Source organism: Paenibacillus arenosi (genome assembly GCF_014841135.1).
In the GTDB taxonomy this organism is placed as follows: Bacteria; Bacillota; Bacilli; order Paenibacillales; family Paenibacillaceae; genus Paenibacillus_B; species Paenibacillus_B arenosi.
This window is the reverse complement of record NZ_JACYTN010000007.1, coordinates 155784-172680: the sequence shown is the minus strand read 5'-3', so window position 1 is coordinate 172680 and position 16897 is coordinate 155784. Positions and strand designations below refer to the sequence as shown.

At 43.7% G+C, this 16897-nt stretch carries 15 protein-coding genes; 3 read left to right on the top strand and 12 right to left on the bottom strand.

The features are described 5' to 3' along the window. On the top strand, positions 1 to 217 hold a 217-nt coding region (locus IFO66_RS23810), incomplete at its 5' end, for a hypothetical protein (protein ID WP_225445700.1). Here IFO66_RS23810 and lepA read toward each other — a convergent pair. The 5 genes from lepA to IFO66_RS12195 all read right to left on the bottom strand — a co-directional run bounded on the left by lepA (position 195) and on the right by IFO66_RS12195 (position 6728). Continuing rightward, positions 195 to 2015 carry a translation elongation factor 4 gene (lepA, locus tag IFO66_RS12215; protein ID WP_192025408.1) on the bottom strand — a complete coding sequence of 607 codons (1821 nt, stop codon included), beginning with the start codon at positions 2013 to 2015 and terminating at the stop codon, positions 195 to 197. The genes IFO66_RS23810 and lepA overlap by 23 nt on opposite strands. A gap of 86 nt (positions 2016 to 2101) precedes the next feature. Beyond that, positions 2102 to 2551, bottom strand: a complete 450-nt coding sequence (locus tag IFO66_RS12210) for a hypothetical protein (RefSeq protein ID WP_192025407.1) — start codon at positions 2549 to 2551, stop codon at positions 2102 to 2104. 71 nt (positions 2552 to 2622) lie between these two features. Then, a complete protein-coding gene (locus IFO66_RS12205; RefSeq protein WP_192025406.1) occupies positions 2623 to 3939 on the bottom strand; it encodes a stage II sporulation protein P in 1317 nt (438 codons plus the stop codon). Positions 3940 to 4176: 237 nt separating this feature from the next. After that, the gene (locus tag IFO66_RS24240) at positions 4177 to 5907 is read right to left on the bottom strand and encodes an ATP-binding protein (protein WP_192025405.1); all 1731 of its coding nucleotides are present in this window, start codon (positions 5905 to 5907) and stop codon (positions 4177 to 4179) included. A 2-nt stretch (positions 5908 to 5909) separates the two neighbouring features. Then, the gene (locus IFO66_RS12195) at positions 5910 to 6728 is read right to left on the bottom strand and encodes a response regulator transcription factor (RefSeq protein ID WP_420488664.1); all 819 of its coding nucleotides are present in this window, start codon (positions 6726 to 6728) and stop codon (positions 5910 to 5912) included. A gap of 347 nt (positions 6729 to 7075) precedes the next feature. Here IFO66_RS12195 and IFO66_RS12190 point away from each other — a divergent pair, with 347 nt between their 5' ends. Continuing rightward, the gene (locus IFO66_RS12190) at positions 7076 to 8170 is read left to right on the top strand and encodes a M23 family metallopeptidase (protein ID WP_192025404.1); all 1095 of its coding nucleotides are present in this window, start codon (positions 7076 to 7078) and stop codon (positions 8168 to 8170) included. Positions 8171 to 8245: 75 nt separating this feature from the next. Here the strand turns inward: IFO66_RS12190 and gpr are convergent, their stop codons facing one another. Further along, the gene (gene gpr, locus IFO66_RS12185) at positions 8246 to 9247 is read right to left on the bottom strand and encodes a GPR endopeptidase (protein ID WP_192025403.1); all 1002 of its coding nucleotides are present in this window, start codon (positions 9245 to 9247) and stop codon (positions 8246 to 8248) included. A gap of 270 nt (positions 9248 to 9517) precedes the next feature. Between gpr and rpsT the strand changes: the two genes are divergently transcribed. Beyond that, positions 9518 to 9790, top strand: coding sequence for a 30S ribosomal protein S20 (rpsT, locus tag IFO66_RS12180; protein ID WP_192025402.1), 273 nt, complete (start codon positions 9518 to 9520; stop codon positions 9788 to 9790). 206 nt (positions 9791 to 9996) lie between these two features. Here the strand turns inward: rpsT and holA are convergent, their stop codons facing one another. The 6 genes from holA to IFO66_RS12150 all read right to left on the bottom strand — a co-directional run bounded on the left by holA (position 9997) and on the right by IFO66_RS12150 (position 16829). Next, entirely contained in the window at positions 9997 to 11037 is a 1041-nt protein-coding gene (gene holA, locus IFO66_RS12175) for a DNA polymerase III subunit delta (RefSeq protein ID WP_192025401.1), read from the bottom strand. Positions 11038 to 11311: 274 nt separating this feature from the next. Next, positions 11312 to 11539: a hypothetical protein gene (locus IFO66_RS12170; RefSeq protein ID WP_192025400.1), complete on the bottom strand. Its 228-nt coding sequence runs from the start codon at positions 11537 to 11539 to the stop codon at positions 11312 to 11314. Next, positions 11539 to 11865: a YbjQ family protein gene (locus tag IFO66_RS12165; RefSeq protein ID WP_192025399.1), complete on the bottom strand. Its 327-nt coding sequence runs from the start codon at positions 11863 to 11865 to the stop codon at positions 11539 to 11541. The genes IFO66_RS12170 and IFO66_RS12165 overlap by 1 nt, the downstream gene beginning before the upstream one ends. 179 nt (positions 11866 to 12044) lie before the next feature. After that, the gene (locus IFO66_RS12160) at positions 12045 to 13463 is read right to left on the bottom strand and encodes a hypothetical protein (RefSeq protein ID WP_192025398.1); all 1419 of its coding nucleotides are present in this window, start codon (positions 13461 to 13463) and stop codon (positions 12045 to 12047) included. After that, the gene (locus IFO66_RS12155; protein WP_028595909.1) at positions 13460 to 14011 is read right to left on the bottom strand and encodes an RNA polymerase sigma factor; all 552 of its coding nucleotides are present in this window, start codon (positions 14009 to 14011) and stop codon (positions 13460 to 13462) included. The genes IFO66_RS12160 and IFO66_RS12155 overlap by 4 nt, the downstream gene beginning before the upstream one ends. Before the next feature lie 175 nt (positions 14012 to 14186). Further along, positions 14187 to 16829 (bottom strand): DNA internalization-related competence protein ComEC/Rec2, encoded by a 2643-nt coding sequence (locus tag IFO66_RS12150; protein WP_192025397.1) that lies wholly within the window; start codon positions 16827 to 16829, stop codon positions 14187 to 14189. Positions 16830 to 16897 lie beyond the last annotated feature (68 nt).

The window sequence follows — 16897 nt, the reverse complement described above, 5'->3', positions numbered from 1 at the left end:
CTCCAGCTTCCTTCAGATTCTGCCTCACGACAGACACCCTTGCTCTTGGCTAACGGTAGGCGTTCGCCAGCCCCCGTTCGGGACTTTCACCCTAGAGATGACGCCCATGCTGGGCGTACAACACAAAGAACCGCGCCTATTAGGGCACGGTTCTTTGTTAAAAGCACTTATATCTAGACAAGTATGCGAGTTGCTTACTTGCTGTCGTCAATCTTAAGAACCGCCATGAATGCCTCTTGCGGAACCTCAACGGAACCGACCTGCTTCATACGCTTCTTACCTTCCTTCTGCTTCTCCAGCAACTTACGTTTACGGGAGATGTCACCACCGTAACATTTCGCCAATACGTTTTTACGCATTGCTTTAACCGTTTCACGAGCAATAACCTTCGTCCCGATCGAAGCTTGAATCGGCACCTCGAACATTTGGCGAGGAATCAATTCGCGCATCTTCTCACAAACGACTTTACCACGTGAGTAAGCACGATCTTTGTGAACAATGATGGACAAAGCATCCACTTGCTCACCATTAAGCATAATATCCATTTTCACGAGATTAGAACGACGGTAGCCAGATAGCTCATAATCGAATGATGCATAACCTCTTGTGTTGGATTTCAACTGGTCGAAGAAGTCATACACAACCTCAGACAACGGAATGTGATACGTAATGGTAACACGAGTCGTGTCTAAGTATTGCATATCGACGAACTCTCCACGCTTACCTTGGCAAAGCTCCATAATCGCTCCAACATAATCGTTAGGAACGATAATCGAAGCTTTGACGAATGGTTCTTCAACAAAGTCGATCTTTTGTTGATCCGGATAGTTGGATGGATTATCAATACGAAGTACTTCACCATCTGTCAACGTGACACTATAAATAACGCTTGGTGCTGTTGTAATCAACGGAATGTTGAACTCACGCTCAATACGCTCTTGGATAATTTCCATATGCAATAGTCCCAAGAATCCACAACGGAAACCAAACCCTAGAGCTGTGGATGTTTCAGGCTCGAACGTCAAAGACGCATCATTCAACTGCAACTTCTCCAACGCCTCGCGCAGGTCGTTATAGTCCGTAGTCTCGATCGGGTACAATCCACAGAATACCATTGGGTTAATTTTACGGTAACCTGGCAATGCCTCTGCTGTAGGATTTTTCATTTCCGTAATTGTATCACCGACACGCGTATCGCCAACATTTTTAATACCAGCAACAACGAAACCTACGTCACCTACATTCAACTCATCCACACTTGTCATGCGCGGCTTGAATGCGCCTACTTCAATAACTTCGAACGTCTTGCCCGTTGCCATCATTTTGATTTTACTGCCGGCGCGAATTGCTCCATTGACAACACGAACATAGACAATTACACCTTTGTACGGATCATAATGGGAGTCGAAAATAAGCGCCTTCAACGGCTCTTCCGGGTCACCTGTAGGAGCTGGAATCTTCGTAACAACTTGCTCCAAAATTTCACGAATACCGATACCTGCTTTGGCAGAAGCATGAACAGCATCAGAGCAATCTAGACCGATTACCTCTTCTACTTCTTGCTTTACGCGCTCAGGATCTGCACTTGGCAAGTCAATCTTGTTGATAACCGGTATAATCTCCAAGTTATTATCAAGTGCCAAATATACGTTAGCCAGGGTCTGTGCTTCAATACCTTGCGCAGCATCGACAACTAGCAATGCCCCTTCACAAGCTGCCAAACTACGGGAAACTTCATACGTGAAGTCGACGTGTCCTGGCGTATCGATCAGGTTCAAAATGTATTCTTCTCCATCGTCCGCCTTATAAGTAAGACGAACCGCTTGCAATTTAATTGTAATACCACGTTCGCGCTCCAGATCCATCTGGTCAAGCACCTGTGCTTGCATTTCACGGGAAGTTAGTGCTCCCGTATATTCCAGAATGCGATCGGCAAGCGTGGACTTTCCGTGGTCAATATGTGCAATAATACAAAAATTGCGAATTTTCTTCTGTCGTGACAGCAATTCCGTCATTCGATCTAATACCCCCACCACTGTGCCAAGTTTCAATTGTTTTATTATACCGAATAACACCGCCGGCATCAATGGCGCAGTAACATTTAGAACAATCCGTCGAATATTCCTACAACCGCTTGAATCCCTGCCTCAGACAATCGAGATAAAAAACCCGCTGTTTTATCCGCTAATTTGTTGACTGGAGGTTTCTCAATTGGAGGCAATCCCATATGCTCAGGCATTTGCTTCTCCCATTCTTCAGTTGCCTGCTGCTCATTACGAAGATTCACTTCAGATACAGACTTTAGCTGCCGATTCCATTCTGATTCCCAACTTGTAGTTGGTTCGGTTGAACCTGTTTGAACATTCCACTGCTGCTTCTCTAAAGCTTGCTGTCCACTGTCAGGCAGTTTAGATGAAGCCTCCGTGACAGCCGTTTGCGGCATAGGGCCATACACCCTATCGATACCTAGGCGCGTCCATTCCATACCAACTAACACGCCAATAATAGTAAACAGAAGCAAAACCGTAATGCGCGGAACAATACGTTTCATCTCCTAAACCTCCGGTTCATTAGGTATCGAAAGTACAATAGAAGGTGTATCCCAAAATGAGCTGTCTTAACCTAACCAATAGAGGTAGCAGCACTCGTATCGTCACGCGATTTTTCTGGAGAGTAAGCTGAATAGGCCTTTTTCCCTTTGTTGCTATCAGCATTCACTGGTTTCGTTACTGGCTTATCTCCCTGCTGTTCATGCACGATATCAGCGATTAAATCTGCTAATAAATCCACCGTCCGGTAGCTCTCCTCCAACGTATTGTCGATACCGCCTATTTCAACAATGACACTGTTTGGAGATAGAGATTGATTGTACTCACCATTACCTTGGGCAGCAGACTTGCCCCAAATGCCGCGGGAGATGCCGGGATAATCTTTTTCCAACCTGCTATGAATTTCTGAGGCAAATTTCTCGTTCTTCTTCCAGTTCGGATTGCGATGTCCAATAATAAAGTATACTTGGGCATATGATTTATTATTAATCGTCACGGTTGAATCTTCCCGGCGAAGCGCATCGCGATGAATATCAAAAAAGAACTGTAAATCTTGATGCTGCGACATCGCTTCTTTAATTGTGCCATGTGAATATTTATAAGACTGATTCCACTTGTATCCTTCGACACTGGATGCATAATCTTTATCGGAATGCGCAGCTCCTACTCCTCGCTTCTCTAATTGATCCTGAAGTCGTTTACCAACAAGTGTAATGTTCAATTCAGCATCGTTTGGATTGGAACTTTTACTTTTTAATACCGGATTCCACGATTCTCGATTATGTGAGTGGTAAATGAACACAACTTTATTGCTCATCTGTGAAGAAGGCTGTTTCGTGCCTGCGGAATCTTTACCCGAACTCCCTGGCAATGGCTTGATCCTATTATCCTGTGATGACTGAGGATCGTCTTCACCTTGCGTAAGTTGATTAGGCAAAGGCATATAATCAGCAGGGCCTTTCGCGTACTGATTCCCCTCTGGAAGCCGCAGTGGAACAGTCTGTTCACGATTGGCCCGCGGTAATTCTCCTGCTAGCAATGTTTTCGGATCAAGCGGATTCATATTCGTCATCAAACGAACCAATAGTCTTGCTGCATCCTTGCTATTCCATTGCAATTGCTGTGCAGAATCAGGTACGCCCGGCATCTCCATCGCAATCGCGTTCATAAATAGTTGCGCAGGCAGTTGAGCTGCAATGCCTTTCATACCAGCCAAAGGAGTAGACTGCGCCTTCTGCTCAGCAATAACCCCTATGCCAATTACGATGAAAAAAGCAGCTGAAGCAACTGCCATCAACATAAACATCCGCCCGGATAAAATGATCGGTTCCCACTTCTTCAAATTCTGCTTATTCCAACGATTTTTATTATTTTCATCATTCCATTCCATCTATTTGTTCGCCTCCTTGCCTGCTGTCACTGTCTTTCATTCGGATCACACAAGCTTGCGAGAAACCTTTGTTGAGTAGCTGCGAAAATGAAGGGCGAATGATTAAAGCATCGTTTCGTATCCCACATACATTCTCGTAATCTCTCAATATTTCATAGGCTTTGTAAGCAAGTGCGAGGAATGAAAGATTGCTATTAGTAGACTCTATGAGGACAAACAAAATACTAGAACTAAAACCTAATTTCTCGGGAAATAAAAACGAATAGTCGTTCCTTTCCCTATCTGGCTCTGTACAGAAATTTCACCATCATGCGCTTCTATTAATTGTTTCGTAATAGCCATACCAAGACCGCTGCCTCGATCCGTCGTATCTGTAGATGTACCACGGTAATATCTTTGGAACAAGTTTTGCAGGGCCTGCTCATCCATACCGCGCCCATCATCCATAAATAAAAGGGTCGTTCCCGCTTCATCTTGCTCGATAGATACCGTCACTATCGTTCCTGACTCGTTATGAATCCAAGCATTCATACACACATTTTCAACTGCCCGTACAAAATACCGAACATCAATATTCAACATAATCGGTTGTGGCGAAGGGTTAAAAATGATTTTCGCTTCTGTATCAGCCGGTACTGGCAGCAGTTCATGGACGATACTAGACATCCAATCATTCATTTCCGTCTCCACTCGATCCATCGGTAACGCATTGCTTTTTAATTGATAGGTTAAATTCAAATTTTGTATAAGCTCATCCATACGCTCGGCTTTCTGTTGAATCAGCATGCTAAATTCCATTCTCTCTGCTTCACTCCAGTCATACTGGTTAGCATTCAGTAGGTGAGCATAGCCAATAATGGAAGCCAATGGGGTCTTTAGGTCATGCGTCAACCCCGTCAACCATTGCTCCCGCAGCCGTTCATGCTGTTCTCGATCACTTTCAGACTGCTGTAATCTCTCAGAGAGCGTACTCAGCGCCTGCCAAACGTCACTATAAATTCGATAGTTTCGTTTCAATCTACCCTTGCCATTAAGCGAAAGATACTTTCCAGATATGTTCCGCGGCTCCTCGTATTGATGATTGGACATTGCTTCTGCCCATCTCATAAAATGAGTAAGTGGACGACCAATTCGACTGCTTTCCCACCATGCCATGATGGCAAACAGAATCAGCATTGAGAGCACCACAGCCCCGATGCCGACCATCCATATTTGCGTTTCGCTATATAAGTGCAGGCCTGCCATGATCACAAAAGGCTCTGCATCTAACGATGAATAAGGCATACGAAGAACCCACGTATTCCCTGAATTCGAATCATATTGAAAAGCAACTCGCTCGCCATAATGTTCCTCATATCCAGCACGTAGAACCAACTCATACGGGCTGATCTTACTTTCTATGCTCTTTGGCTTATTCCAACTCTCTAAATCATCTCCCTCTGCATTTATCGACTGCACCCATGCTCCAGCTTGTTTGATCATCGGCTTTGCCTTTTCGGGATCTTTTAACCACGCGTCCAGCAAATGCTCCTTTTCTGATTTCTCACCATAAATGAGCATGATTTCATAATCACCTATAGCTCTCAAATAAGCATATACGTCATATGGAAAAGGAACCTTCCGATGCATAAAAGAGACAAGTTCTCCCACCTTATACTTTTTGGGCACATCGTCAGGAACAAAAAATTCATGCAAAACAGCTCCGCTTGAATCTGCAATCTGAAGCCATCCACCGCTAACCTTCACTTGTTGTATCAACTGCTCATCCCATTGAAGCTGTCCATTTATAACCGAAATTGAATCAACCAAGTTGTCAAATCCATGATTCGCAAAATTCCGGTTCATATTTAGAGCCATCGTACGATCTACAATCCATGAAAATGCGATGACAACACTAAGAAGCAACGCGATCGAAATAAACAACCACTGTCGAATATAATGCCATGCGAGTCTTTGAGTCGCCTTCACAATTAACCCTCCTTGCGTTTTGGACGGGAGAGCAGCTTATAGCCCATTCCGCGTACCGTAACGAGGTAGGATGGTTCACTCGGCATTTCCTCAATCCGTTCCCTAATTCGATGAATATGTACCATGACCGTGTTGTCGTCTTTGACAGCATCCAAGCCCCATACTTGTTCATACAGTTCGCCTTTGGAAAAAATCCGATTCGGATGCTTGCACAAATACAGCAGCAGTTGGAACACCATCGCTGGACAATCTATAGATTGTCCAGCAACAATTAATTCGCCAGCTTGCTCATCAACTTGGAATCTACCGTAATCATATATGTCTCTAGTAGATTGCGACGCATATGAAGTTCGCTCTTCATTTATAGATTCTAAAGTCGCTCTATCATGCTTCGATAACGAATCTACTCTCCCTTGAGCATGCTGAATGGCTTGCTGATAAGATAAATGTCGCTTCAACTGCACCTTTACTCTTGCAGCTAGCTCTAGAGGGTTGAACGGCTTCGTCATATAGTCGTCTCCTCCAAGTGCGAAGCCAGTTAACTTATCCAAATCCGTCGTGCGGGCGGTCACAAACAAAATAGGCGCTTCTGTTTTCAGTCTAAGAAGAGGAGCGATCTCGAATCCACTTCTTCCGGGCAGCATTACATCTAATATGATGCAGTCCAGTGGAATTTGTTCATTTATGAGTAGAGCTTCTTCTGCATTTGAAGCGGTATGTACATTTGTAAATCCTTCTTTATTTAGTACGGTCAGGACGAGCTTCTGCAAAGCTAACTCATCTTCAACGATAAGGATATGTGCTTGCTGCAAATCGTTCATTATGTATTCCCCCTTATATATTCGTACGCCGTTCTCTCCAATCACGTTACGCTTACTTGTTTACAGCAATAAAACTCTACTAATAATTAACATGTTCCAAATAAGTAAAATCATCATATCATACGGCCCAAACCTGTAAACTAGGGGCGCTATAGGCTACACCATACCACGCTATGCTTACCTTTCCTCTAACGGTTTCTTAACGGAACCTTAACAACCTCATTGTTAAACCAAAATCTTACATAAATGATTTATATCCCGTTTCGCTGCACGTAAAAGTAAACCTTTATTATTCATATTAGAGAAACGAAAACAAACAAAAACGATCCAATCACAAAGGAGATTACATGATGAAAAAGAGCGTAGACGTTACAAACCATTCAAACCTTACAAGTAAAAATAAAAAATCGCTATCACGTTCAACAGCAGCCTTGCTTGCAACTCTACTTTTTTCTTCTCTATTGATAGGCGGATGTGTCGATAAAGAAGCGGAGGCAGCTACGCAACATGTAACGAAAGCAAATAAGGGGACTTTGACTGCGGAAAAAAAGAAACCGATCACAGCAACAAAAGAAAATTTCGAAAAATGGGTATCCGCACATGATGGTCGTTCCCTGCACGCAGCATTAGTAGCAAGTTTTCAAAAAGATGTCAGCCAAAAAGATATTCAACAGCTTTTAGAATCTTTCTGGACAAAAGGAGAGAAACCTCGTTATGTAGGGCAGCGATTTTCACCCGAAGGTTTCATTGTTGAATCCTGGACAAACAAAGATAAAAGCAAACTTATTTTAGCAATCATTAAAAATGGGAAAATTTCGTATTTACTCATGCCACCGCCTCTAAAGTTTCCAGAGACAGACTCCTATCAAACAAAAACGACGTTCCAGCTTCCATTTGATGGCGAATGGTTCGTAGCCTGGGGTGGTCATAATGTAATCGAAAATTATCACTACGCTTATGATACACAGCGCTATGCACTTGACCTTGTCGTAACGAAGAACGGAAAAAGCTTTAAAGGCAATGGCAAGAAAAATGAGGATTATTACGCATTCGGTAAAAAAGTGTTGTCCCCTGCAGGCGGAACCATCGTTGATGTGGTAACTGATATTCCAGATAATGTGCCAGGTAAGATGAACCCCGATCAAACTGCTGGCAACTATGTCATTATTGATCATGGCAACAACGAATATAGCTTTTTAGCACATTTCAAACAGAATACGATTAAAGTCAAGAAAGGTGATAAGGTCAAAACGGGTGACTATCTGGGGGACTGCGGCAATTCAGGCAACTCCAGTGAGGCGCACATTCACTATCAAGTAAGTGACAAACCAAGCTTGGAACATGGTCGTTCATTGCCTCCACGTTTCGCAAAAGGAATTTTCCCTGTACAAGGTCAAATACTGAAAGGTCAGTCGCCAACAAATAAACAAACAAATAAATAAATGCTCTACACGAAAAACCTTTCCTGTAAGTGAAAGATTGCTAATGTCTCTCTACTCACCAGGAAAGGTTTTTCATTAATGCGTATAAGCAGCTACATTATTCGTATCTACCGCTTCATGAAGTGCAGCATTTAAGCCGCTGGCAATAATATTCGCCATATCCTCAATAAATTCATCGACCTCTTTAGGTGTTACAATGACATCGTGTCCCAACGGTTCCAGCACTTCTTTTACAAGCTGCAAACGTTCCTGCTCCGATACTTCATCTAAAAGCCCAATAACGTCTCTTGATTTTACATTTTCATGCTTAAAATGCTCTTTCATCAGCTCAATTGCATTATTTACAATCGTTGAAGCATAGCATACAGTTGGCACGCCAATTGCAATACAAGGAATACCGAGTATTTCTTGCGTCAATCCTTTGCGCTTGTTACCAATCCCAGAACCTGGATGAATACCGATATCAGCAACTTGTATCGTTGTATTGACTCTTTCCAAAGCCTTTGATGCTAACGCATCGATTGCAATAATAACATCAGGACGCGTTTTCTCCACGATGGCATGCACAATTTCACTAGATTCGATACCCGTTGTTCCGAGTACACCAGGAGCTACAGCACTAACTTGCCTATAACCTGGGCTTACTTGCTCAGGAACGAGTTCAAAATAATGCCTTGTTACTAATATATTTTCTACAACCATCGGGCCAAGCGCATCCGGCGTTACATTCGAGTTACCCAATCCAACGATTAATACTTTGTCAGTCGACTTTACTCCTGCATCTATTAAATATTTTTCAAATAGTTGAGCAAACTTCGTCGCGACTCGATCTTGCAAGTCAGAGTCTTTTTTACGCAATGCAGGCACTTCTAATGTCAAATACCGCCCTTGTACGCGCCCCATTGCACGAGAACCTTCTTCATTATATACATTTAAGTTTGTTACTTTAATTCCCGCCGCATTCTCTACATGCTCCTCCACGCCAGGCAGTGGCACATGGATATCAGGCTGCGCCATTTCACGAGCTTCAAGTGCTAAGTCCGTTCGTACCGAATACTTGTTTAAATCTGCCGTCATTGTCTTCCTCCCGTCAAATCATCGCGTACTCTCGCTATTATGCGCAAATTGTTCGTTCCATTATGCGTAAGCTTACGTAAATTCTTCGATGATAAACGTGCGTCAAATCGCGGGATTTCCACCTAATGGGAGGTGCTGCCAGTATGGGTTGTGTGTTGCTTTTTACTATACATCATGATAGAATACTTTAAGTTGTGAATCATTTCATTCAGACCTCAATCTGTGGAATTGATTCTATTGTCGCACTACGATGCAACGGAGGTGAAAGCAATGCCAAACATTAAATCCGCTGTTAAACGCGTAAAAACAAACGACAAACGTCGCATGTTGAACGCTTCCCAAAAATCCGCACTTCGTACAGCAGTTAAAGCTGCTGATGTCTCTTTGACAACTACTGAAGTGGAAACAGCTAAAGCAGCTGTAGCTTTGGCTTCCAAGAAATTGGACAAAGCTGTGACTAAAGGTTTGATCCACAAAAATGCGGCTGCCCGCAAAAAATCTCGCTTAGCACAAAAATTGAACGCTTTGACTGCACAAGCATAATCAAAGCCTTTCATACTTAGCTTAAAGCGCAAAAAAGGCTGTCCTACTGGACAGCTTTTTTTATTTGTATACTTACTATTCATTTTCCTATCACTGGGAATATATTAGAGAAATCTTCTCTAGTCTTATCTAATAGACTCAATCCAACCTCTCAGTAATCTCTACATCTTCCTTCTCGTCACTTAGCATGTTATAGAAATACGGATCTAGTGCAGCTTATGACGAGGCACGCCGCTGCTAAGTCTCATGATGAACAGCTCCAGCCCTAACGTCTTTTCCACACGTCCGCTCTTCATTTCATAATCCAACTCAGCCGCCTCTGTGAGCCATGCTGCCAGCGCACTTGCTGGATGTGAGCGCGCCTGCTCTGCTGCCATCTTAACCGCATAGGGATGCAACCCTAATTGCGATGCTACCTGCTGCTGACTAAAGCTTTGGCCAGTCAGTTCTTTCACTTGCAGCATGATACGAAGTTGGCGAACAATAAGGGCAACGATTTTGATAGGTTCTTCCTTCTGCTTCAGCAATTCATGTAGGGTAGAAAGAGCACGATCCGTACGTTTCCCAATTATATCTTCAACAAGCTGAAACACATTTTCTTCTGTATTTTTAGGAACAAGGCTTTCAACTGCATGAACATCTATATGCTGACTTTGACCTACATACAGACACAGCTTTTCCATTTCACTCGATAGAGCTTGCAGCTTCGTTCCTGCACTTCTAATCAGCACATCTACCGCTTGCTCCTCAATGATACACTGGCGCTGCTCAGCCTGCTTGATTACCCATTGCACCAGTTCTTCCGCACTGAATGGATTAAACGCTAGTATAGCATCAGCCGATTTGGCAGCCTTTGTCGTCTTCTTGCGCTCGTCAAGCTTTTCCCCCTGCACCATAAAAATAATAATCGTGGTGTCCATCGGTTCCGCCATATATTGCAACAAACGATCGGTACGATGCTCCATCTTCCCGTCCTTGCCCGTACCAAAAATCGACTGGTCCTTCACAAGAATCACTTTGCGCTCAACGAGAAACGGCGGTGTTTCCGCTTCTTCTACAACCAGCTCAACCGGCATTTCAGATGTATCCATCTTCGTAATCGCCAATTCACGATTATCTTCAGGCACGAGCTGCGACAACATAAACTGAACGAATTCATCCATTCGATATTTTTCTGAACCATATAACACATAGAACGGTTGTGCTTGGCCCTTCTTAATTTGCTTCACAGCCGTCTTCAAATCCACGTACCATTCCTCCTTAACATCTGTACCGATCATATCAGACTTAAGAAGAAAAACAAAGGGATTGAACGGCAACCCGATCAATCCCTTTGTCCCCAACATCTATGATAAACGTCTGTTTGTAGAAGGCCTAGGTCCTCCTCGCAGACGGTTACACGACGACGGGTCCGTTACTAGTTATGTGTTGTTTCTTTCTGCTAACACTATACGCAAGTCGCGCCTCAAGTGTGCAGCATCTCGTATTATTTTATTTTGAACTTTAACTTTCTCTATGGACTCATTCAGCTTTATAAAAACGCTCTCCTGTACGAGGATTATAATACACTCTTACCTTTTGCCCTGTTCGTGGATCAATACTTACTTCAGATGTACGTTCATATCCATTTGGCACGTCGTCCGTATCTGATTCATTTCGATATCTGCGATCTTTGAATCGTGCAACAATAAGTAACACAAGGAGTATCAATGCCTGAACACCAAAATAAATCCACAGAAATTTGTCCATTATGCTTTAACTTTCTCTACGACAACGGCGGTGCCATAAGCTACAATTTCCGTCATGTTGTTGCCTGCTTCACCAGAATCAAAGCGAACCATTACAATCGCATTCGCACCCATAGCTTGAGCATTCTTCACCATACGATCCATTGCCTGCTTACGAGCGTCTTCCAGCATTTCAGTATATTGTGTAATCTCTCCACCAACAAGTCCTTTGAAGGCTGCCATAATATCTTTACCGAGCCCTCGTGCACGCACAGTTAAGCCAAATACAGGACCAATTACTTCCTTCACCTCATAATTTGGAACGCGTTCAGTTGTTACGATTAACATACTATCGCCCCTCATCCATTGATTTATCATTTCATACGGAAAAGCGATAAATATGTTTCAACTTCTATCTGAAATAAATGAAATGCCGCATACACAAATGTCTAATGACAAGAAAGCAGCCTACTGTAATTAGATAGGCTGCTTCTTAGCAATCATTGAAAGACAATGAATGAAACTATTTACGGATTGGAACCCGCACCTGCATTAGGGTCTGGGGTAACTGCCGGATCTCCACCTGGCTCCGTCGCTGGAGTGTCTCCATTCACTGGTGAAGGGCTCTCATGAGTTGGAGCTTCTGGCTCTGTCTCCACTGGAGGCAAAGTTGGTGATTTAGCATGATCCTCACTTGGCTTAGCTGGAGCATCAACTTTATGAAGACCTTTATTATCTACTTGATACACAACGTCCTTGGTCTTTCCATCAAGCACCCAAGCTGTAACAGTGATCTGCTTGTTATCCTCACTCCATTTTATCTGCTCAGGCGTATCAGCAAAATCCAAAATCTGAACAATCACCGGACTCTCGTTCTCATATCGATACAGCATAAGCTGCCCGTTGATCCAACGTACGGTATAACTTTTATCTGGCGAATGAGAGTCAATCGATGCACTAAACAAAGAGGCTTCTTTACCGTCAGGGACGATGCTTTTTTTATCCCTTCCTTCGGACTCACCTGCACCATCTGTAATCCCATGACCTCCTTTTGGAGGCTGTTGTTTATCTTTATCACCTTGAGGCTTCGTATCTGGCGTCTCAGTGATTGCAGGTTTCACAGTTTTGGGATTCGGCTTTGGCTGGTTCCCTTTATTTCCGTCGTTCTTACTAGAAGGCTGTTCACTTCCATTGTCTTTTGGCTTAACGGGACTTATTCTGCTCGTAGTTAGCGGCTTCGACGAATCTTCATTTGTCCCAGGCTGCTCTATCTGCTCACGATTAGATTCACCGCTCTCCTGCTCTTGATCAACTGCATCTTGTGCGTCGATTTGACCCGGACTATCTCCATTACCATTTTGGTTTGGGTCCGTTTGATTAGATTCATTAGCAGCAGCTTCACCACCAACCTCTGTCGATCCTTGCTCTGAGGAAGGATCAGTCGAGTTCGCAACCTTTTCTTCTTTTTTGTGAAGAGAAAGTTCATTGAAGTCTGCGCTCTCTTGCGAAACGGGCTGATAATTAATAACAAACAGTCCTACTACTAATCCTGCTGCAATAACGCCGCTAATTGCTTTCCATTTGAACCACTTGTTCGTACGTACGGTTGGAGCTGTACTTCCATGTACGTTCTTAGGCCTGCTTAATGTTTCCTCCTGCGAATTCGATTGCATAAACGGCACAGTTGCTGCTATTATCGTATCTTCTTCGGCTTGAGGTGCTGTTACTCGATCAAGTTCATCTAGTTGAGGCAATATAGCATCAACCAAGCTGTAAGCTGGTTGCACTTTGGGAAGCTCTACTAATTGTTGATGTAGACGTGACAAGCGTTCAAACATCTCGGCACAGGCGGGACAACGGCGCATATGTTCTGTCAGCAGGCTATGGTCGTATTCCATCTCATCCAGCTTTAATTGCATCATTTCCATCACCTCTGAACAGTTCACCCTCGCACACCACCTTTCTCATAATCTTGTAGCATCGTTTGCAATTGTTGACGCGCACGGAATAGATAAGACTTCACGGTATTCAATGGGATGTCTAAACTATCCGCAATCTCGTTGTAAGAGAAGTCTTGTAGGTACCGCAAAACGACGACTGTTCTATGGTGCTCAGGTAGGCGGTCGATGGCCTCACGTATATCTTGAGCCGCATAGGCGGATAACACTTCTTTCTCCACACTTTGATCCCCGAGAAACACCAAATTATGCTCATCAATGGAGACCGTGGGACGGGCACGCCGGAATTTATCAATACAAATATTCGTTACAATTCGTTGTACCCATGTCTTAAATTGAGCTTTCTCCTCATAAGAGTTAATCTTAGAGTATATACGAATCAATGCCTCTTGGGACGCGTCCATGGCATCTTGCTCGTTGTGATTCAATACGTAATAAGCCGTTCGATACACATACGGTTCTATTTCTCGCAAAAGGGTGATTAGAGCCTCGCGATCACCGGATTGAGCGGCTCGTATGAGACCTTGCTCTATCACTTTGCCCCCCCTCTCTTGCATATCCATTGACGCAGCGTAAGCGTAAATGGTTGCAGTCAGATTTTATTTTTTGTTACCCAATAACTGGGCCTGAATAGAAGCAGCAGGAATAAATAGAAAATAACAGTTACCATTATGTATGAGTCCGCCAAGCTTCTATTGTAAATGAATGTCTCTACTGTGCAATCCTATCACGTTTCATTCTCATCTTCAAACCTTCCTTGGTAGACTTATATTGAACCTCACCATGAAGATCAGTACGAAATATAACACTGTCTACACGCGCTAGTTCTCTTAACACCTGCGGATGAGGATGACCGTACAGATTGTTTTTCCCTGCTGATATCACAGATGTTCTAGGCTTCCATCGATCTACCCATTCTGGAATCGTAGAGGAACGACTGCCATGATGCGCGACCTTTAACACATCGATCCGTTCGGGATATGGGCTCCCCTGCTGTTCCCTCTCCTTATCATTCATTAGTAAAATCATTTCTTCATCAGCCCCGATATCACCAGTAAGCAAGAAAGTACTCTTACTCTTCCCTTCACCTAATGTCAGCAGCAGCACTAACGAGAATTCATTTTGCTCCTCTTCAACGTCAAGCTGCGTACTGGATGCCGTGTCTGAAGAAGATGGATGCCATACATCAATTCGGGTATCCCGATCCACTTGCCAGCTTGTTCCCGTTTTCCATCCAATTATAGATATATGACGCTCAAGTGCAATACTATACAATTCACGCATAACGGAAGAAGATTTCCACGTTCCATTCATAACTAGCCGATCTGCTGGTATATGCTTAAGAACCGCTCGCAAACCACCTGCATGGTCAGCATCTCCGTGTGTAACAACAACCGCATCCAAATGCCGAACTCCCCGCTGCTTCAACAGAGGAACAATCCGCTTCTCACCTACCTCATACGGATCACGTCGCTGCTTCCAAGCTTCCTTTGCCTTACCAAACTTTATTTCTCCACCTCCATCGATGAGGATATTGCGGCCAGAAGCTGTGCGTAACAAAATGCTATCCCCTTGCCCCACATTAAGAAAAGATACTACGGTCTCCTCAGGCCTTCCTGCGTGGTACCCAGTATAAAGTAAAGAAGAAAGTAAACTTATACTACACACAAGCCCAACATAGATTGGTCGCCGAGAAACAGGTTGTAAAACAATAAAGTTCGCTAACGGCATCGTATCGGGTATTAAATTTTCGTTTTCTACTAGCCTATGTTGGGCAGAATCATTGCAGTATGTGTGGCTTTGTCTTAGACTTGCACCTAGCTTCAGCAGCACAAATAATAATACATAATATCCAACTATCCAAGCTGCAGAGAGCTTCGGCCAAATAACACTCGTCCCCTCCCACTGTGCCAAATAATGAACCAGCGCAAATGTCCAGTCATTCCCGATTCGCACTATAGCAGCAAGCCCCTCCGCTAACGGCATGTACAAATAGCTCACCAACAAAACGATTGTACCAAGTGGAAGAATCACCAAGCTTATGAATGGAACCAGCACTACATTCACGCCTAGCGATAGAAGCGACACTTGATTGAAATAATAAATGGTTAAGGGGAAAGATACGGCCTGAGCTACAATGGACACGCCTAAAGAAGAAGTCAGCCATGCTGGCCAGCTAGCAGGAAGGAGTCTCGTAAATAAGGGTACACCAATGATAAGACCAGCAGTTACAGCAAAGGATAGCTGAAAACTCACATCCACCGCATAATAAGGATTCCACAACAGCATCATTAGCAATACCGCAGACAAAATATGAAGCCCATCACGCAGCCAACCTTGACGAAGCCCAATGAGAACAAGTATGGACATAAAGCCTGCACGAAGAATAGATGGAGAAGCCCCTGTGAACAAAACATAAAGAGGAATAAGACCAATAACTACCGTTAATGCCGACTCCCTAGGCAATCTCAACCAACGAAGCAAATACAAGCATCCGCCAACAAATACGGCAACATGCAAACCTGATATCGCTAGAACGTGAGTTAATCCTAGTTGAGAAAATGAACGCTCCAACTCCAGATCAAGATCACTGCGTAATCCTAATATTAGTCCTTGCATATAACTGCTCTGTTCCACAGGAAACAATGCGTCGAACTGAGAAGCACTGTGCAGTCGCAGCTGTTCAACGGCACCCATCCACCACTCCCAGTCCATCGTGTCTGCTGAATTATTTATTTGTACAGACTGCGCTCCTTTAACATGAAAAACTCCATAAATATGCTGATGCCTCAAATAGTTCCTATATTCAAACACCCCAAAGTTGTCTGCGTCTGAAGGCAGCTTCAACTCACCTTCTACGCTTATATTTGCGCCCCGCTTCCATAGAGTAGAATTCTGCAATTCAACCTCTTCTAAAAGCTTAATTTGCACGAATACGAGCTCAGAAGCAGGCTCTATCCGGTTCTGATTATGGCTAAAAGAACGTACTCTTAGTCGAAATTGTACACGATCTCCGTCTCTCACAACTTCTGAAGCAATTGTACCTTTCATCGTTCCACTCCATGCTTCTTCTACCCTCTGCCGATCATCATGCAGGCTATCCACTAACATCGGAAGTTCCGAAAGCTGCCTATTGTCATACCAACAATAATAGCTGGCTGATACTAACATAACCAATAGACATAAGCAGCCAATTCTCCAGCTCAGCCATCTGAAACGGTCCAGCAGCGGCAGCAACAGACCTAACCCAATTAAACTCCATACGATATCCATAAAAGCCATCGTAATCGCAAAATATATGCCAAACACCCAGCAGCAAGCAGCCGTAACGATAGGTCGCCGTTCGATAGTCATCTCCCCTTCTCTTCCCTTCCGTACAAATTCAATAACTTCATCACGATTTGCGAAAACAAAAAAACCTT